The sequence below is a fragment of the Paenibacillus ottowii genome, from assembly GCF_006874425.1.
Taxonomy (GTDB): Bacteria; Bacillota; Bacilli; order Paenibacillales; family Paenibacillaceae; genus Paenibacillus; species Paenibacillus ottowii.
This window is the reverse complement of sequence record NZ_VIJZ01000007.1, coordinates 59,801-79,024: the sequence shown is the minus strand read 5'-3', so window position 1 is coordinate 79,024 and position 19,224 is coordinate 59,801. Positions and strand designations below refer to the sequence as shown.

Here is a 19,224-nt window from a genome sequence, read left to right as displayed (position 1 = left end):
GATGTTCCTTTCTATTCTAGGTTTCATAGCACCATACTCAACACTCAACCTTTAACCGAACCTGCCATAATCCCTTGTATAATATATTTTTGCATAGCCAGAAAGAATGCGATGACTGGCAGGATGCCGAGTACCAGAGCAGGTAAAGCCAGATCCCACTGCTTCGTATATTGTCCGAAAAAGGCATAGGTTGCAATCGGAATGGTGCGCAATTCAGCTTTTTGCAGTACCAGAGAAGGCAGTAGATAATCATTCCAGATCCAGAGTGTATTCAAAATAATAACCGTTACCATCATAGGCAGCATCAACGGATAGACAATCCGGAAAAACACCCCGTAAGGCGTGCAACCGTCCACTGTAGCTGCTTCTTCCACCTCAACCGGCACACCTTTGACGAATCCGTGAAAGAGAAAGATCGACATAGGAGCCCCGAATCCCAGATAACAGATCACGAGACCACTAATACTGTTCATTAAATCCAGCGTGCTTACAACCTTAACCAAAGGAATCATCACCGATTGGAAAGGAATGACCATCGCAGCCACGAACAGGCTGAACAGCACACGATTGTAGCGTGTTGGACGCCGAACCATTCGGTAGGCAGCCATTGAGCTAATCAGTACCAGCAGCAGATTGCTGACCACCGTAACTACGAGTGAGTTCCACAACGCTTCAGGAAAACGTGTGATGCTCCAGGCTCTAGCATAGTTGCTCCATACAAAAGCTTGTGGCCAGGCTGCAGAATCGGTCAGCAGGTCACCAAAGCTTTTGACCGAATTCACGAACAAAAAGTAAAACGGGACGAGGAATAACAATGCTACGAGAATCATCACCAATTCGGTCGCCCATGTTCCAATACGGTAGCGATTGCTTGTTTCCATTTACGATTCCACCTCCCGGCTTTTCGTCAGGCGTACCTGAAGGCTCGTAACAAGTGCAACAATAATGAAGAAAATAAGTGCTTTAGCCGTCCCCAGCCCATAACGATTATTGACAAACGCTTCATTGTATATATTGAGTGCCACTGACTCTGTAGAACCAAAGGGACCGCCCTTGGTCAAGGACAAATTGAGATCGAACATTTTAAACGACCACGATATCGCCAGGAAGAGACATACCGTAATGGCGGGCATGATCAAAGGCAATATAATCGACCGCAAGATTTGCATTCGGCTCGCTCCGTCAATCTCGGCTGCCTCCAGCATATCCCGGGGCACATTGGTTAGGGAAGAGATATAAATCACCATTAAATATCCTGCTGTTTGCCAGATAAACACGATCACAATGCCCCAGAAGGCCGTAATCTCATCTCCCAGCCAGGGCAGGTTGAAGAAGGACAACCCCGTGCTCTCTCCGATCGCAGCAAATCCCTTGACGAAAATAAACTGCCAGATAAACCCGAGCAACAGACCTCCGATCACATTAGGCATGAAAAAAATAGTTCGAAGTACATTTTTTGTTTTTAGCGGCTTGGTTAGAAAATACGCTAGCAGAAAACCAAAAATATTGGCAGCTACCACTCCAATCACCGTAAAACGGACGGTAAACCAGAACGCTGTCCCGAATTTGTCGTCGTTAAATAAGATGTGACTGAAATTATCCAGCCCAACCCACTTGGCCTGATTGGCTACCCCGTTCCACTCCGTAAAAGAATAGTACATTCCTAGCATGAAAGGGATTACAATAATGATAACGAAAAATAACGTCGACGGCCCTACAAAAATCCATTGTTGGAGCCATTGCGACGACTTGGCACGATTCAAACCGATCCCCCCCTTTGTAGTCTTTGGTGTCTGGAACGCTCCCCTACGGCATCCTTGAAAGCAGTGTGGACGCTGAACCCGTATGGATATGCAATTCACATGTTCATTATGTCGAATTAGCGCTCTGGAGAACACGCAAGATCGTGAACCATTAAGGGGGAAAATATTGACCTCTGCTTTGCCTTGAATTCTGAAAGGAGCTACCTTCATGAAATTTCATAGCATTCGTTCTCGCCTAATCTGGTTTCTACTCATTGCAGTCACCCTTCCACTGCTGCTTTCAATGACCATGACCTTCATTCTCACCAAGCAATCCTTGCGGGAGCAGGCCACCCAGGAAAATGAACGGCTTATTTTTCAGGGAATTACGAATCTGGATAACTATTTACAGGGGTTAAATCGCGCATCGATCGGAGTCTATAATGACCCGCATTTTCTGCGCAACCTGGCTAAAATTCCGGATGATTACCGGGCCGTCGCCGAGATTTATACCACGCTGCAAACCATGATGAATGCTTCCTCAGGCATTGACCAGGTGTATTTGCATTCGTTCGAGGCCGGGCAATCTACGCTGATTACCAGCACGGTCCCTCTGCGGGAATTCAGGCTGGCTCCCTTCACTGGCTCTGTTCATTACGGTCCTTCCGGGCTGTTCATTCAACCCTCGCACATAAAGCATTTGTACGGCTTTTCAGCGGTTTCCTATGCGGAGCACGATACTAAGCGGCGGGTATTTACACTCCACCGGGCGATTCGGAACATTCCTTCTTCAGAGACACTTGGGGTACTGGCTATAGATGTGGATCTGGAGCCGCTGCGCAGTATTTGCCGTCAATTGTATGATGCGGATACAGAGGAGTTATTTTTAATCGATCGGAACGGGACGATCATATATAGCGGAAAAGAATCCACCATAGGAACACACTGGGAGGAATCTGACCTGCTCAATCGAATTTCTAAAGAAGGCGAGCACGGTGTAATTGAGGATGACACAGCCCTGCACGTATATGGCAAACTGGATGCCAACCTGTCAGGCTGGACGCTCGTCAAGAAAATCCCTCATCGGACGCTTTATTTGCGGGCTACCCAACTGACCCAGATCAATGCGGTCATTACGGGCGCAGCGTTGCTGCTCGTTATTGTCGCCACGCTATGGATTTCGATAAAAATTACGGAACCTATTAAGCGGCTGACTCGCTACATTACCCAGATTCAGTCCGGTCAGTTAGATGTAGACATCCGAGCCATGGGCAACGATGAGATTGGAGTTCTGTCGCGTCGCTTCAGACAGATGATGGATACCATCAATAACCTCATTTTGCAGGAATACAAGCTCGAACTGGCTAACAAGACGAACCAGTTGAAAGCGCTTCAGGCACAGATTAATCCTCATTTTTTATATAATACGCTACAGTCTATTGGAACACTGGCTCTACAGCATGAGGTGCCGCGCATTTATTCTCTGCTCTCCTCCCTTGCCAAAATGCTGCGCTATAACATGCGAGACCATACGGTTGTTACACTCAAGGAAGAAGCTGAGCATGTAAAACAGTATCTTGATTTGCAAAAGGAACGCTTCGGTGAGCAATTAGAAGTAACCTATCAGTGGGATGATGAAGTACTGAATGAGCGGGTGCCTAAGATGATCCTCCAGCCGTTGGTGGAAAACTACTTTAAACACGGTGCCGATCCCCGGCTGGGGCCCGGTCAGATTCGCATTACAGGCAGCCGAATCCGGGAAGGTATTGTAAAAATAGAAGTGGAAAATAACGGCGCATCGATTCCACCAACTGAGTTGGAGCAGCTTCAGCAAATGCTGAAACGTCCGCTGAAAGCCCATGAAGAATCAGACACCAGCGAACAGAACTCCATCGGCCTTCGTAATGTTCTATTACGTATCCAACTTCACTCGGAAGATGGTTCTAATACCTTGTGTGTAGACAATATTGTACCTCATGGCGTTCGTTTTACACTTGAAATTTGCACCGAACCGCTTACAGAAATTCATATTAAGGGAGAGTGATCTGTCAATGAAAGTCCTGATTGTGGATGATGAAAAGCATGTACGTCACGCCATTCGGATGCTTGTACATTGGGAAGCTTACGGAGTGACCGAGGTGGTTGAGGCTGAATCGGGCGATCAGGCGATTGAGGTCATTACCGCACTTTCCCCACCCGTGGTACTCACTGATATGCGAATGCCCGGGAAGGATGGAGTAGCCTTGATGGAGTGGATTCAAGCGAATTCCCCTTCCACCAGAGTCGTGGTGGTCAGTGGATATGATGATTTTGAGTTGGTTCGACAGGCCATTCGCCGAGGAGGCATGGACTATATTCTTAAGCCCGTAGATCCGGTAGAGATTAATGAGGCAGTTAGTAAAGCTACTCAAGCTTGGAGAACAGCGGAGCAGGACCGGAACAGGCAGGCCATGCAGGCTATAGAGGTCAATCGAATGAGACCGCACTATGCTGATAAACTCCTGACCGAGCTCATTTCCGGTACATCGCTCTCCATCACGCCTTTACGTGAGGAGCTGCGTCTCCCGCCAGCTATCCAAGTCTGCAATGCGGCAGTGATGAGCACCACTCAGCTGGACGCCGATATCCTGGATAAATACAAAACGCGCCGCGCGCTCTTAGGCTTTTCCCTCATTAACATCTGCAACGAATTTCTGGGCACCTCTCAGACCGGAGTTGCATTCCGTCATCTGGAGCGTACGGACGAAATTATCCTGCTGTATTGGGGCGAGCCGGCTCGTTGGCCAGCGCTCTTGCAGGACATTCACGCAGGGATCAGAACGGCGCTGCGGTGCTACATGCACATTGGAGTTGGTTCTTTCGAAACCTTTCCCGCAGGGGCAGCCACAGCCTACCAAGAAGCACGGCAAGCGCTCTGGAAACGGGATATGTTGCAGAACACTGACTGGATGCACGAAAGTTCTCCGGCCCGGCAGACCGTTCGTCTCCCCCAGTTGTCTGAAATGGAAGAGGAACTCCGGCTTAGCGCACTCAGCTGTAATGCCAGTCGCGTATCTATGGCGGTAGGCAGCTGGATGCAAGCTGTAGCCGTACTGCCTTCGGTTACAGCAGAGCAGCTAGCCGGCTGGAATCAAGAGCTGGATTGGATGCTGGCTCGCTGGCTGAATGACAGACCTGGAGATACCGAAGGCGAGGAACTGACAGATGAGTCGAGCACTATTCCTGCCTTGCCGGTCGATAGCCGCGGTTTGCTTTCCCCACCTTTATGGAAAAAACAGATCGAAAATCGATTACTGGCAGCCGGTCAGGCACTTACACCAAGCCATAACCCAAACAATCCGACGATCCGTGATATTGCTCGCTATCTGGATGCTCACTATGACGAGGACATTTCTCTACAGGATATAGCAAGCCGCTTTTATCTTAGCCGAGAATATATTTCTCGTAAATTCAAGCAGGAGTACGGGGTTAATCTATCCGATTATTTGTGTCAGATCCGGATGGGCAAGGCAAAGCTGTTACTGCTGAATGATAAGCTGCGGCTTCATCATATTGCTGGTATGGTCGGTTATCAGGACGAGAAATACTTTGGCAAGGTGTTCAAAAAGCTTGAGGGAGTCACGCCTGGCGAATTCAGAAGGCGCCATTCTGCAAATCCTCAGCCGTCATCGCATATAACACATGATCTTCCCACACACCATTAATCTTTAAATAGTTGAGAGCCAGCCCTTCGCGGCGAAATCCCGCCTTGTCCATCACGCGATGGGAGGGCTTATTTCTTGGCATGACTCCAGCTTGAATACGGTGTAATTCCAACTCATTCAAGGCATAGTGTACAATATCCTTCACTGCGGAGGTAGCATGGCCTTGTCCATGATATGCAGGATCTACGAGGTAGCCCAGATTGGCATTTTGGAAAGGACCTCTGGCAACACCTGACAGCTCCATTCTGCCAATCAGTTTATTATTTTCCGTTAAAAAGAGTCCAAACATATATCCCTGTCCGGCTTGTGCCGCTTCTAAGCCGTTGGAAATCAGGCGCGCCTGTTCTTCCAGCGTAAAGTAAATTTCAGGTCGTTCTGGCTCGTACGGCTTGAAGAAATCAAAATTTTCACGTCTGATCTCCAATAAACGTTCAGCATCACTTACTTGTAACAATCGAATCTGTAACCCCGGATGGGTGGACCTCATCGAAATCACACCATTCGTTTCATGGAACATTATTATTACCTTCTTTCTATGTTATTCCTATATAATTGCAAATCACGGTTATGAGACAAGAAAATACCCTAGGCGCATGAACGCAGCCTAGGGTATTATTATTCAAAATTTAGTCCGTAACAGGCATCCAGCCAGGGATGGTCGTCAGTGCACCCCACAAATAATCAGGAATGACCAGCTCCTGTTGAGCTTGCTTGGACAATGTCGTGCGAATAGTATCTTCAGTGCCGTTTTGCACCTTCTGAACCCATTGCGGCTCCATCAACAGCGGACGTCCCAGTGAAACAAGCGGTACACCTGTCTCCAATGCTGCGAGCGCCTCATCCGGAGTATTCAGCGAACCAACCCCCATGACTGGCACACGGTTCCCTACCTTCTCATGGATGAGAACCGTACGTGACCGTTCGTCACTGCGGTCACGGAACGAACCGCCAAAGAAATGATTTACGGAAATGTGCAGGTAATCCAGCCCTTCATCGGCCAGACGGTCAACAAGCACCATCGTATCATCCAGTGTGATGCCTGGCGTGTGTCCTTCCTCAGGGGACAAACGGTAACCGAAAATGAATGGACGCTTCGCATGCTCCGCGATCACTTTCTTCACTTCGTGAACAATCGCCAGCGGAAAGGTCAAGCGTTTCTCAAGGCTTCCTCCCCATTCATCAGTACGAATGTTGGAATGCGGGGAAAAGAACTGCTGTACCAGGTAGCCGTTCGCTCCGTGAAGTTCCACACCATCATAGCCTGCTTCAATCGCGCGGCGAGTTGCTTCGCCATAGGCGCGGATAACGCGGTGGATATCGTCAGATGTCATTTCACGCGGCACAGGTGCGCCTTCTTTTTCCTCAGCCACTGCGCTTGCACTAATCGGTTGTCCGTCTGGAATCTGATCCGGTGGACACAGACGTCCACCATGATATATTTGCAGGATCGCTTTCGCGCCCTCCTGATGAATCGTATCGGCCAGACGACGCAGGCTAGGAATCATTTCATCCTTGTCCGCACCAAACTCGTTAACAAATCCTTTGCCATCTGGAGTTACATACACACAAGCGGTAATAACCGCGCCTACACCCCCAGAGCGTTCACGGTAGTATGCCAGTTCCTCGTCACTGACTTCGCCATTTTCGTGGGAGGCAAAGTTAGTCATAGGGGCCATCGTAATACGGTTCTTCAATGTAACACCGGATGGCAGAGTAAATGCTTCAAATAAAGGATTATATTTCGGGTTCATTCGGTCTCTCTCCTTCAGTTTAAGTCAGATCAGTTTATATAGGGCTGTTGAGCATGAAGCAAATACGAATTTGACGTCATTTTCCTTCCATGACAAAGCCTATCTCCCGTTGCTTACTTAAATACAGTGGTTGTAATAACCACAGTATAATGATCCGCCCCTGTAAAGTCAAATCTATCCTTTCTGATCTCCCTTAAACTTTCCGAAAAACCTGAACTTTAACCCCTTGTCACAAATCATTGACCCTCGTTTATTTGCTTCCGGCCATGCTATCTTTCTCCTCCCGGCGGGAAAACCAGGTCGCCAGCAACGAGCCGGAAATATTATGCCACACGCTAAAAATCGCACTTGGTACAGCAGCAATCGGATTAAAATGAGCGGCTGCCAACGCAGCGCCCAGCCCGGAATTCTGCATTCCCGTTTCCAACGTAACGGCTTTACGTTTGGAAAGATTCATGCCAAACAGCTTGGCAAACCAATATCCGAGCAGAAAGCCGATACCGTTATGCAAAATAACCACAGCAAAAATAATCGGGCCTGTCTCCAAAATTTTACCTTTGCTGCCTGCAACCACAATAGCCACAATGAGTACAATTGCCAATGTTGAAATGAGCGGCAGCGCCTTGACACTCGCTTCCGCCTGTTTGCGGAATAGCGATTTGACGATTACACCCAGCACAATAGGGACTATAACCACGATGAGAATATCCATGATCAGCGACTTCGCATCAATATTCATCCAGCGCCCGGCAAGCAGACTAATCATCGCCGGAGTCGCCAGTGGAGCAATCAGCGTCGACACTGAGGCAATCGATACCCCAAGCGCCACATCGCCTTTGGATAAGAGCGTCATTACGTTGGATGCAGTTCCACTCGGGCAGCAGCCAACCAAAATGACACCCACCGCAATATCGGGCGGAAGCTGCAATACTAATGCCAATACAAAAGCGAGAAACGGCATGATCAGATAGTGCCCGACCACCCCTATAGCCACATCCACTGGACGCCGGAATACTTCACGAAAATCATCAGCAGATAAAGTTAGTCCCATTCCGAACATGACAATGCCCAGAAATAGCTGTATGAATCCTTTCAACCCTGTAAACGCCGTAGGAAAGAAAAATCCCAAACATGCAAACAAAAGTACCCAGATGGAAAAGGTTCCACCTACAAATTTCCCTACTCTCTCCAGACCATTCATTTATCTATCTCCTTACTTCTATATAAGCCGAATTCGAGAAAATTCATATGAGAAGCATCTTTCGTCTGCCAATTGGCACCTTATGTGAATTTTTCATCAGCTTATATAGTACTTAAAATTTTTATCATTGTACTACATATGAATGCATATACATACAACTTTTTATGATTATATGGGGTTCAAGAAACTTTTTTCCCGTTCGGACATATTTGAAAAGAAAGTGGGTATATTCATAGTAGAAGATAGTGACCAGTCGGTCATTTTGGGACATCATTCGTTGAGGAGGAGTTATTCCTATGTCACGAAGCCATCCGTATAAATGGTGGAATATTATCGCATTTATCGCTGTTGTTCTCGTTAATATTTTGGCTTCTACACTTCCTATCGGCGGAAGAAGCACTGCTGCTATATCCAACATGTACCCTACCTTAATTACACCAGCAGGTTACGCTTTTTCCATCTGGTCGGTGATCTACGTGCTGCTCGCCTGTTTTGCCGTGTACCAAGCGACATCTACAGGGCAAGCCAAGGCAAGCGTTCAGTCTATCGGTATTTTCTTTATTTTGATCTGCCTCTTCAATATCGTCTGGATTTTCCTATGGCAGTATGTGTACGTGGAGCTGTGCGTGATCGTCATCATTCTATATTTGCTCTCGCTGATCATCGTATATATGCGTACCCGTACGCCGCAGCCAACTCGCGGAGAAATGTGGTTCGTCAAGCTGCCGTTCAGCCTGAACCTCGGTTGGGTATCCGTTGCTACTCTTATCAACATCGCAGTAGCACTGAAAAAGAATGAATGGAGTGGCTGGGGTCTCAGCGAGACGGTATGGGCGATCATCATCCTGCTCATTGGCACCGCTTTGGCCATCTTGGTCAGCTTTCCTTACCGTGACAGCATCTATCCTCTTGTATTTGTATGGGCCTATGTCGCCATCGCCATCGAGCATCCAAACCATGAAAAGGTACGACTGGCTGCTTGGATCTTGTCGGCAATCATCCTTTTATACGCGCTATGGCTATTCTTCGCCCGTAATCGAGACCGGGATTAAAGCAAACAAATACTAAACTCCTAGCAAGAACAAGCGAGCCTGGGTCTAAAACCTATACCCCAAGCTCGCTTGCTTCGCTTTTTATCATATATATTCAGGTATAGACTATTTTTATTAATCATCTCCACCTCCACTTTGCATTCAGAAGAACAGCACGCACTAAAACTTGAAGCAACCGGATGCCTCTATCATAGGGGCATCCAGTTGTCATGCAAACTTATTATTTTATGAACATACCCTGCAGACTATTCGCCCTTCAATGCAATGACTTCAATCTCTACCAGTGCATCCTTAGGCAGTCGAGCTACTTCCACCGCACTGCGCGCTGGATACGGCTGCTCAAAGAAAGAACTGTATACCTCATTGACGCTGACAAAGTCGTTCATGTCCTTCAGGAATACAGTCGCTTTCACAACCTGGTTCATGCTGCTGCCTGCCGCTTCCAGAATGGCTTGTACATTACTCAAAGACAGGCGAGCCTGCTCCTGTACATCCTTGCCGAACTCACCTGTTGCCGGATTCAGCCCTAGCTGTCCTGAGGTGTAAATAAACCCGCCTGCCTCTACCGCTTGGCTATAGGGTCCGATCGCACCGGGTGCTTTTTCAGTAGCAATTGTTTTTTTCATAGGGGTTAGATTCTCCTTCCTGATACTGGTTTACCGTATTATAGCATGTGAAATCCAAAGCCACTATTCCGTGCGACAGTTTGACATCTCGGGTTTCTTTGAAGACAACCTGTTGCGATGGTGCTACATTTTTTATTTCCGCTGTAACCTTTAGTGCCTATATATCATCTAATTCCTGTAACCTTCTAATTCCTGTAGTCTACCACACCATAGATTCTACAATTCACATACAGGTACAAGTACAATAATCATAGCTAGTATGGACGGGAAAGGAGCACCATCCTTTGAATCTCGAAACAATTTTACACCAAGCCAGGAACGGGGACCGCAAAGCGTTCGTCGCCTTGATGAAACATATGGAATCCGATATGTATGGCATGGCGCGTTCGATTCTTCGCAGCAATGAGGATTGCGCGGACGCAATGCAAGAAGCGATGCTCAAAGCATACAAGTCTCTTAGTGAACTGCGTGAACCTCGCTATTTTAAAACATGGCTTCTTCGTATCCTCATTAATGAATGCCATCTCATGATCCGCAAGCAAAAACGGGTTGTACCCGTCGCGGAATTTATAAAGGAACCCTCTACCTCGGGCGGATATGAAAAAATCGAACTGCGCGAGGCCATCGACCACCTGGAGGAATCCATGCGAACCGTAATTTCCCTGCACTATTTGCGCGATATGCCGATTAGAGAAATATCAGAGGTACTGGAGCTATCAGAGGGTGCCGTCAAAACACGATTGCACCGTGCTCGCAGAACATTAATGGACCTGCTACAAAATCGTGGAGAAAGGAAGGTGACCTTTCAATGAACCCCTCAGAGTTTGAGAAACAGGCACAAGAGTTGGATGAAAAATTACAATCGGAAAAGGAACACTTGGAAGCAGAAATGGTAGTCATCCCTGATTTGGTGAGACAACGCCTTGATGCCTTTTATACACAAATGGAATCGGAAGCAGACCTGCTATCCAACCGTCCATCCTCCCCTCGATCCGTTAAAAGGTTTCTACGGGGAACTGCAATTACCGCTGCTTCTGCAGCTGTCATTGGCTTTGTAATCATCGGCAGCGCCTTTGTTTCGCCTACAATGGCGGAGTCATTGAAACAGGTTCCCCTTGTCGACAGCGTATTCAAGCTCGCTGGAGATTTCGGCCTGCAAACCGCTGATCGGAAAGGGTTAGTAACCCCCACGAATCTCAGCGTTACCCATGACGGCATTACATTGAAGGTATCCCAAATTATTTTTGACGGTACCCGGCTGGTCGTAGCACTTGAAAAACAGGATGGCGAACAAAAAGTGCTGCCCTTGTTTACGAAAGTAACCCCCGACGGAAAAAAACCTGAAGACATCATCGAAAAAATCGATCTATTTATTAATGGAAAATCCATTCTTAGTGAAAATGGTCCATTTAACTCATTGGGGTGGGGGCCCGGCAAAGACAGCAATTCTATGATCATTTCCTATATGCGCGACCCTGCCGGCGGGCTGCCTGCCTTGCCGAAGCAATTTGATCTGAAAGTGTACGCCAAGCTAAAAGGAGTAGCGGAGCCATTTGCATTGCAAACGACTGTCTACAAAACGAAGCTGGCTAGCAAAGTGCTCCAGCCCCAGATCAGCAAGGCGAATCAATATCTTAAATTTACTGTTGATCGGGTGGAAATGACACCGGTTACGACCAAAATCCTCACCACCTTCACCATGCTTGTGGACCTTAAGGATATGCCCGACGACTATGCAATAGAACGCAAGTATATTTCCACAGAGGGACCGCACAAAAACTACACCAAAAAAGAAGTCAAACATCTTGATTATGCGGTAATTGATGATCAGGGACGTGAACTGGAAATACTCGGCGGTTCGGGCAAATCTATTTCCAAAAATCAGCCAGAGCAAATGGCCATGTTGTTCACTCCTTTTGCTGACCCGCCAAAAAAAATCACCTTCAAGCCATATACTCTTCTTATGACTCCAGATGGAAGAGCTATTCTGGACGCTAAAGGCCACTGGGTCCGCCAATACCTTCCTGAATTTGAGATTACAATCGATGTACCACAAAACACAAACCAACCATAAAACACGAATAACGCCGCTGCTGCCTGAATCATCAGGCAACAGCGGCGTTATTGTCATTTTCTAAGCCTAACTGTGGTTTTACACATTCTCATCAGGGGGCGTTCCTGTATCAGGTTCCTCATCATCGGAGGTTAGTTCCGCGCCAATGACTCGAATGATGTCATTCGGATAAATATGTACGCCGCTCGCCTGCGCGAGAGCAATTCGTACCATAGCTCGTGCGATGAACGAAGCGGGGATAGCACGGTAGGAAGCGAGCCTGCCCGTCATCAGGCTGTCTAGCGCCTTCATGACAACTGTGGCTACGGCTTCGCCAAAACGTCGTTCAGGCCTCGCACCCAAAATGAGCGATGGACGGAACATGTGCAGTGCTGATAATTCGATCTCAGCAAGCGCCTCTTCAGCCTCACCCTTGGTTCGGTTATAAAACACGCGTGAATCTGGGTCAGCGCCCATTGCGGAGATCGCAAGCATTTGTACTGCTCCTGCCTCTTTGGCCAGTCGGGCTGCCAGAACTGGATAGTCCAGATCCACCTGTCGAAACTGCTCCTTGGAGCCGGCCTTTTTCATCGTTGTCCCAAGGCAGCAAAACACATCATCCACCCCTTCGAAAGCGAAGGTCGAATTCTGTGGTTGTTCCCAATCGATTAGCGCCTGCTCCAGCTTGGGATGCTTGATGTCTAGTGGAAGCCTGCCCACAACCATGACGCGGGTGTATTCTTTTTGCACCAGCAGCTCCCGTACCACATACCCCCCGACAAGCCCTGTGCCACCCACAACGACCGCTTTACGTTCCATGATATACCTCCTAATGCTCCTTGTTCCCATGATTGCGATCAGGTTAATTTAAACGGCTGTTCGTCCGCCTTCTTGCTTTTGGACGGACACATAGGCAGATACAGGGAAAAAGTACTCCCCTTGCCCTCCTCACTCTCCAAACGGATAAACCCGCCCAACAAGCGGGAAAAATCACGGCTGATGGACAACCCCAGCCCAGTTCCACCATATTTACGATTAATCGAACCGTTCGCCTGCTGGAATGCCTCAAAAATAACATGCTGTTGAAGCTTGGATATGCCGATGCCTGTATCTTTTACAGCAAACACAACCCAATCTCCCTCCTGGCCCTTTTGATCCAGATGCTGTGTGCTGATTTCCAGCAGTACACGTCCTTCATGAGTAAACTTAAAGGCATTGGACAACAGATTGCGCAAAATTTGCTGTACTCGTTTGGAATCAGATCGGATTTCATCCGGTATATGTTCAGGCACGTTCAAGCTGAATTCCAGGTTTTTATCCTTGGCTGTGACTTCAAAATGCATCATCATCACCTGTGCAATTTCACGTACACTGACTGGCTCACTTATAATTTCCATATGTCCAGCCTCGACCTTGGATAAATCCAGAATATCATTGATCAGCTGGAGCAAATCATGCCCCGAGGCATAGATTAGATCACTGTACTGTTCCAGCTCGTCCTCATCCAGCTCTTTTCCCTGCTCGTTGATAATCTGGGCCAGGTTAATAATGCTGTTAAGAGGTGTACGCAATTCATGCGACATCGTTGCCATAAAATCGGATTTATACTGGGAGGCCATCATGAGCTGCTTGGCACGTTCCTCTAAAATAACTTTTGCTTTCTGCAGCTGATCACGCTGCTCTGACAATAACTCATTCGCCTGCTGGATCTGAAAGTTTCGCTGTTGTTCTAACTGAAAATCACGTAATATCAGGGCAAATAAAAAGCTGAGGATAACACCGATAGGCAGTGTAAGAGGAACGACTTCCGCTACATAATAGCGCAAGGGAATGACGCCCAGGAAGGCAATATTTAACGTATTTACAATATTAACTGCTAAAATGGTTACGGATGCCTTAATAATCAGGCGCCAGGTAGAGCGACGCATCCAGTAGTTCAATCCGGCGCATAATACGCCCAAAATGCTCATATTGAGAAAGCCGACCCACGCCGCCATATTCAGTCCGAAGGTAAATCTCGTAAGACCGATCGCTACCCCAATAATAATAAGCGTATAGGAACGAGGGTATACCAGCGCTGCGATAATTAGCGGTACGAAACGCAGATCAAAAATAACCGTTTCATTAAAATTAAAACCAAAGCAAGAACTGACCCATCCGCCAAAAACCACCAGCAGCACCGAGCTAACATATTTGAACCGCGAAGAGGTACGGCTCAAGCCATATTTATAAATCACGTTCGCCACATAGGCAACGGCAATCAGCATCCCCAAATTCATTATAAACATCATTGAAAATTGCATGGATTCACACTCCCATTGCGCGAGAAATTGGATGCCAGGCCTATGCTAGCCGATTTTGCCTTTCTCGTACATCATAACATGAAGCTCCATCTTTCGACATCTCCAAAGAGGCTTGGGTGTGTATATAAAAAAAGCGAACCTCAACGGCTCGCCCTAGTGGGAGGATCTATAGAGTCAGCTTAGAATGCCTTTGTTCCGGCGCCACTCTTTGACAAATAATTCGGCAAAGTAAGGGTCCCACTGGGTTCCTTTACCCTCTTCCAATATCATAACTGCCTTCTCTTCCTTCATCCCTTTCCGATAGGGACGATCCGACGTCATCGCATCATAGGCATCTGCTACGGCTATGATGCGCCCAAATAGCGGAATATCTTCTCCGGAGAGCTGGTCAGGGTATCCCTTGCCATCGTAACGCTCATGGTGCGAGCGCACACCCGGCAGATAAGGGGCCATAGCATAAGCCGGCTCCACTTGCCGAAGAATACTTTCTCCCATAACCGGGTGCATTTTAATCTGATCAAACTCCTCGTCCGTCAGCTTGCCATCCTTAAACAACACAGCGTCAGGAACACCGATTTTACCGATATCATGCAGCAAGGCTGTTTTACGCAGCAAGTCGAGATCCATCTCACTCAAACCGCCTTTTCGCCCAATGAGTACAGAGTATTCCGCCACGCGCAACGAATGTCCTGCGGTATAAGCGTCACGTGCATCCAGCGCTGCAGCCAAAGTGGCAAAGTAACTGTCTAATAGCTGACCGTTCTTTTCCTCTCGTTCCTTCAGGCCCTCAATCATCATGTTAAACCCTTCGACCAGCTCCGCAAATTCGTCCGAATACAAATCACTGGCGTTACTGTTCAGGCGGCCTTCTTTCACTTCATTCATTTTTTCCAACAAGTGATGGATGGGCTGCTCGATCTCACGGGTCAGCAACCTGCCGCCCAGATAAGCAAAAGCTACACCGAATATTAAAATCATCCCTGCCCATGCCCAATAGGAACCGGAATCCGCCGCATCCAAGTGTTCCAGCCGAATCTGTGTAGCTAAACAAAACAGAAACAGAGGAAATGCACCAATTAGCGTTGCACTTAACTGAAATTTATGCCGCAGGGATAGCAAAACTCGTCCTCGCAGGGACAAGCTCAATCCATATTGCTGACAGGTTCGATTACGGATTTCCTCCAGCAGCGGTTTGATTGCTCTCATGGTCAGAAAAAACTCGACCAGTGCATGCATGGAAGCGACCAGACAAGCTCCGATACAGGCAATTCCTACATAATAGAAGGGAAAGGCAAGCTGTCCAGTATGTATCATCCATAATGCAATGACGGCTGCCGGGATAGAGAAGCCTAACAAATGCGGCCCAACAATACGCAAAACTGACAAATTAGGCAGATGGTGAACCCGGATATACACCGCTTCTACATCCTTGAGCGTCTCCTGGTTGCCTTGAAAAAAACGCTGAACAGGTCTCAAATGCATTCGAAACACTATAATTTCACAAGCAATCATAATAACGCTGGAAAAAGCAACAATTTTGACAAGACCCAGAAGCTCATAGCGGGCTACATTTAACGTGGAAAATACAAAAATCATACATACCAGTAGTACAGCAATAAATGAACCTATAATATAGTTCAGGATAACATGCTGAATAAAGCGCTTATAGATCGGCAAAATGCTACCCCTTCTTTCATCCGTACGCTCATAAGATATCTTTGTATTCAATATCGGAGTCCAGACGTCAAAAGTTAACCTTCTTGCTTGAGCATTTTGCACAAATCCTAGGAAAATAACACTAGCGAGCCTTCCGCATTGGATTGCGGCTTTCGCAGGGCACCTTAGTCTGGCAAAGTCCACAGCCGGCACCTGATTTAGCCTCACCGCCGTTTAACACTGCCCACTTTCGGGATTCATCGCCGTACACAAATTTCATGCAGGCGATTTTGTCATGGCCGCCTTCCTTGCTGATGGCCTGCACCGGACAGCGAGTAATGCACACACCGCAAATGCCTTTGCTGCACAGCAGGCAGTTTGCGGTATGGCTCAGGTTCGAGGACAACCTGACATCAGGCGACACCTGCAGATCCGTTACTACAGACAGCAGGCGGATGGCAATTCCCTTCTCGGTGATGAAGCCATCGTTGATACTGAAGGTGCCCAAACCAGCTGCATACGCGATATGCCGTTCCGACCAGTTAGAAACCGGCCCCCCTGTGGCACCGTGGATGCTGTACCAATCCGTATCCAGCGGTGACACCGCCCGGTAACCAAGCCCGGTCAGATATCCCGCCAAATGCTGCCTTGCCGAACGCACAAACTCTTCATCGCCAAAGGTCCGCAGCAGTGCCCACTCTCTGGAGGCTCTTGTCTTTTGCGCACGATTGGCCTTACGGATCGTCTCACTGATCGGCAGCACAACACTGACAACGCTGCCTCCACCAAAACTTCCTGTGCCGAAGGTTCGTTCGAAGGCTTCCTGTGGCGTAGCATGTTCGGGACCCACCACTGTTTTATAATCATCAAACAAAGGATCATTGGCCGCAGCAAATTGAATAATCGGTTCCTCGTAGTAATGACTTTGCAATTCTTCGCTGAAATTACCCTTGTCTTCGCTCACATAGGCTTTCATCTCGGCTGCGATAAGTTCTTTCATGTCCGGTACGGACAATACCATCCTATCCACATCCCTCTTCTTAGTTATTGTGAATCTTTCTACTGCTTTACACTTCTGCATCTTTTTTTCGTGTATATACACGAAAATATCAGCATGACTTCCCTTATTAGGTGAAGGCTAATCACAGACTCAACTTTTCAACTTTGGATAACAGTGCGGTCAAGATCTGCAAATCAGCGCTTCCGAGTGACTCCTGCAAAAAAAGCTGCGCCTCCTCCCAGAGCGCTGCTGCATCGTTATATACCGCTTTTCCACTCCCCGTCAGAGTAAGGCAGCGGTTTCGGCTTCCCTCAGCGGATGTATCCTCCACATACCCGCGTTGCTCCAGTGCCTTCAAATTGCGCACAAGCGTGGTTCGGTCGAGTCGCATCTCCAACGCTAATTCGCTTACGCTAACCGGTCCCAGCACCGTTAAGTGCTTGAGCAGCGAAAACTGACAAATATTGAGTCCACTTGGAGCCAGATATCGGTCATACAGCCCTGATACAGCCATCGAGGAACGACGCAGATTAATGCAGGTGCAGACTGAGGGCGAGTTCTTCTGTGATGTTTTTTTGTCCTTCCTTGATGCAGCCATAGTTCTTGTTTCCTTCCATCTTTTCGTGTAACTACACTATTTCAGAATTTGCGTGCTTTGTCAGGGTAATTTGTCACAGCCTCCATTCTCTGCAAATACAAATAAGCTTAATCCATTGCAGAAAAGTGTATTTTCCAGTCTACAATCAAAAAATCCAAAAATGTCTTGTGTTTTAGAATCATTCTTGTTATACTGTACTGGTATGTATTAACCCCATAGGATTCCACGCAAGAAGCTATACTCCTAATCACCGCATGGAGCTTCTCCAAATTTTATGTATAACCCTAATGTAGAATTTTGAGCTTTTGCCGAAGATTTTCACATTCACACTGGCGCGGTCATCGGAGCCGCAAGGACGAAAGAGAGGTAGGGCTTTTGTCGTTTGGAAAATGAACAGAGGAATCAGACTGCCCCTTATGAACATGCTGACCATATAATACAAGGTAGCAGGGGTTAAATATATATTATGCCGTCAAACGATAAAGTTTGAGCAGGCTTTGCAGTATACGCAAGCTGCACCCGTCCTCCGGATGATCCCCGGGGGATTTTTCATATACGAAAATGATATCTATGAACAAAAAAGTGACCCTGCCGATACATCGACAGGGCCTATAGCTTGATCAAAAAGGGGTTAATAAGGTCATTATAGTCTTGCTTTCTTAAAACTAAATGATATGCACCTTAAAAACTCATTAATTTTCCAGCTTTATATCGCTATTAATAATTCGTCCAATATTCCGTATTCCCGGACTGTGACGTTGGGGAAGTAGAACGTGCGGCTTCCACTTGGGCATGCCTGTAAGTTGAAGGACGCTCCCAACCTTCTAGTAAAACAATGTGCTGGGTCCCTGTGCTATTTTCCCAAGTGATATAGCGCTCTTGTTCCATATGTCGCAATGCGGCTGTAATTTCAGAATCCCGCCTGCCCGTTTTTGCAGACAATTCAGCCATTGTAGGCATGTGGCGATGTTGGGCAAAATAATTATACAAAATACGCAGTAGCTTCCGTTCCAAATCTGGCAGCATCATTATTCCTCCTAAAAAGAACGTATGTTCTCATTATAACACATAAAAATGCACCCTCCTACTGGAAGATGCAAGTGGGCTTGTATGCCCATGCTGAATTTAGTTTTTTTCCTTTTCCTGACGACCGACAGAGCGTAGCCACCAAGAGATTCCTGCAACGCTTCCAAGTGCCAAAACCGTCAAGAAAATAATATAAAACAAATGAAATGCACGATCACTCATGGCAATCGCCTCCTTACTTTATGTATACACTTTCCAGCTAAGCCTGTAAACCTCTTTTTGATCCCACCATCACATTTTCGCCAAACATTTGACAATAGATACTTACTTGGGTACATCGGTGCACATCTACCCAAAATGGTTAATACCAAATAGGAGACTGGCTAAGGAGGTAATCGACTATGAAGTTTCTCTTGATCGTGATCATCATTGTACTGATCGTTGTTTTGCTGATGAGAAGACGCAGATGAACGAATACATCCTGTATGGCTAAATGAGAATACAAAAAGGGC

Annotated in this window: 18 protein-coding genes; 5 read left to right on the top strand and 13 right to left on the bottom strand. The window is 47.2% G+C overall.

Features of this window, described 5'->3' with window-relative positions:
- Positions 1-44: 44 nt before the first annotated feature.
- Together FKV70_RS16890 and FKV70_RS16885 are read right to left on the bottom strand one after the other, a co-directional pair.
- Positions 45-881, bottom strand: a complete 837-nt coding sequence (locus FKV70_RS16890; protein ID WP_142613567.1) for a carbohydrate ABC transporter permease — start codon at positions 879-881, stop codon at positions 45-47.
- Positions 882-1,763: a carbohydrate ABC transporter permease gene (locus tag FKV70_RS16885; protein WP_142613566.1), complete on the bottom strand. Its 882-nt coding sequence runs from the start codon at positions 1,761-1,763 to the stop codon at positions 882-884.
- Between the two features lie 208 nt (positions 1,764-1,971).
- Between FKV70_RS16885 and FKV70_RS16880 the strand changes: the two genes are divergently transcribed.
- Together FKV70_RS16880 and FKV70_RS16875 are read left to right on the top strand one after the other, a co-directional pair.
- Positions 1,972-3,786 (top strand): sensor histidine kinase, encoded by a 1,815-nt coding sequence (locus tag FKV70_RS16880; RefSeq protein WP_142613565.1) that lies wholly within the window; start codon positions 1,972-1,974, stop codon positions 3,784-3,786.
- A gap of 7 nt (positions 3,787-3,793) precedes the next feature.
- Entirely contained in the window at positions 3,794-5,446 is a 1,653-nt protein-coding gene (locus FKV70_RS16875; protein WP_142613564.1) for a response regulator, read from the top strand.
- On the opposite strand, the gene FKV70_RS16870 is transcribed toward FKV70_RS16875, so the two are convergent.
- From FKV70_RS16870 to FKV70_RS16860, 3 genes are all read right to left on the bottom strand, one after another.
- Positions 5,376-5,963 carry a GNAT family N-acetyltransferase gene (locus FKV70_RS16870; protein WP_142613563.1) on the bottom strand — a complete coding sequence of 196 codons (588 nt, stop codon included), beginning with the start codon at positions 5,961-5,963 and terminating at the stop codon, positions 5,376-5,378. The two genes, FKV70_RS16875 and FKV70_RS16870, sit on opposite strands and share 71 nt — an antisense overlap.
- Before the next feature lie 109 nt (positions 5,964-6,072).
- The gene (locus tag FKV70_RS16865) at positions 6,073-7,197 is read right to left on the bottom strand and encodes an NADH-dependent flavin oxidoreductase (RefSeq protein WP_058710976.1); all 1,125 of its coding nucleotides are present in this window, start codon (positions 7,195-7,197) and stop codon (positions 6,073-6,075) included.
- A gap of 250 nt (positions 7,198-7,447) precedes the next feature.
- Entirely contained in the window at positions 7,448-8,398 is a 951-nt protein-coding gene (locus FKV70_RS16860; RefSeq protein ID WP_142613562.1) for a bile acid:sodium symporter family protein, read from the bottom strand.
- Between the two features lie 296 nt (positions 8,399-8,694).
- On the opposite strand from FKV70_RS16860, the gene FKV70_RS16855 reads away from it, so the two are divergent.
- On the top strand, positions 8,695-9,450 hold the full coding sequence (locus tag FKV70_RS16855) for a tryptophan-rich sensory protein (RefSeq protein ID WP_142613561.1): 756 nt from the start codon (positions 8,695-8,697) through the stop codon (positions 9,448-9,450).
- Positions 9,451-9,695: 245 nt separating this feature from the next.
- Here FKV70_RS16855 and FKV70_RS16850 read toward each other — a convergent pair whose 3' ends face one another.
- Complete coding sequence (locus FKV70_RS16850; protein WP_063211908.1) at positions 9,696-10,076, bottom strand: RidA family protein; 381 nt, start codon at positions 10,074-10,076, stop codon at positions 9,696-9,698.
- Positions 10,077-10,360: 284 nt separating this feature from the next.
- On the opposite strand from FKV70_RS16850, the gene FKV70_RS16845 reads away from it, so the two are divergent.
- Positions 10,361-10,888, top strand: a complete 528-nt coding sequence (locus FKV70_RS16845; RefSeq protein ID WP_142613560.1) for a sigma-70 family RNA polymerase sigma factor — start codon at positions 10,361-10,363, stop codon at positions 10,886-10,888.
- Positions 10,885-12,150: a DUF4179 domain-containing protein gene (locus FKV70_RS16840; RefSeq protein WP_142613559.1), complete on the top strand. Its 1,266-nt coding sequence runs from the start codon at positions 10,885-10,887 to the stop codon at positions 12,148-12,150. The genes FKV70_RS16845 and FKV70_RS16840 overlap by 4 nt, the downstream gene beginning before the upstream one ends.
- Before the next feature lie 78 nt (positions 12,151-12,228).
- Here the strand turns inward: FKV70_RS16840 and FKV70_RS16835 are convergent, their stop codons facing one another.
- The 7 genes from FKV70_RS16835 to FKV70_RS26930 all read right to left on the bottom strand — a co-directional run bounded on the left by FKV70_RS16835 (position 12,229) and on the right by FKV70_RS26930 (position 18,934).
- Entirely contained in the window at positions 12,229-12,948 is a 720-nt protein-coding gene (locus tag FKV70_RS16835; protein ID WP_142613558.1) for an NAD(P)H-binding protein, read from the bottom strand.
- A gap of 38 nt (positions 12,949-12,986) precedes the next feature.
- Positions 12,987-14,432: an ATP-binding protein gene (locus FKV70_RS16830; RefSeq protein ID WP_142613557.1), complete on the bottom strand. Its 1,446-nt coding sequence runs from the start codon at positions 14,430-14,432 to the stop codon at positions 12,987-12,989.
- Positions 14,433-14,606: 174 nt separating this feature from the next.
- Positions 14,607-16,109 (bottom strand): HD-GYP domain-containing protein, encoded by a 1,503-nt coding sequence (locus FKV70_RS16825; protein WP_142613556.1) that lies wholly within the window; start codon positions 16,107-16,109, stop codon positions 14,607-14,609.
- Between the two features lie 121 nt (positions 16,110-16,230).
- Positions 16,231-17,109 (bottom strand): (Fe-S)-binding protein, encoded by an 879-nt coding sequence (locus FKV70_RS16820; RefSeq protein WP_142613555.1) that lies wholly within the window; start codon positions 17,107-17,109, stop codon positions 16,231-16,233.
- A 121-nt stretch (positions 17,110-17,230) separates the two neighbouring features.
- Positions 17,231-17,686, bottom strand: coding sequence for a MarR family winged helix-turn-helix transcriptional regulator (locus FKV70_RS16815; RefSeq protein WP_142613554.1), 456 nt, complete (start codon positions 17,684-17,686; stop codon positions 17,231-17,233).
- Between the two features lie 717 nt (positions 17,687-18,403).
- The gene (locus tag FKV70_RS16810; protein WP_142613553.1) at positions 18,404-18,712 is read right to left on the bottom strand and encodes a LexA family transcriptional regulator; all 309 of its coding nucleotides are present in this window, start codon (positions 18,710-18,712) and stop codon (positions 18,404-18,406) included.
- A gap of 99 nt (positions 18,713-18,811) precedes the next feature.
- Positions 18,812-18,934: a hypothetical protein gene (locus tag FKV70_RS26930; RefSeq protein WP_262348500.1), complete on the bottom strand. Its 123-nt coding sequence runs from the start codon at positions 18,932-18,934 to the stop codon at positions 18,812-18,814.
- Positions 18,935-19,224 lie beyond the last annotated feature (290 nt).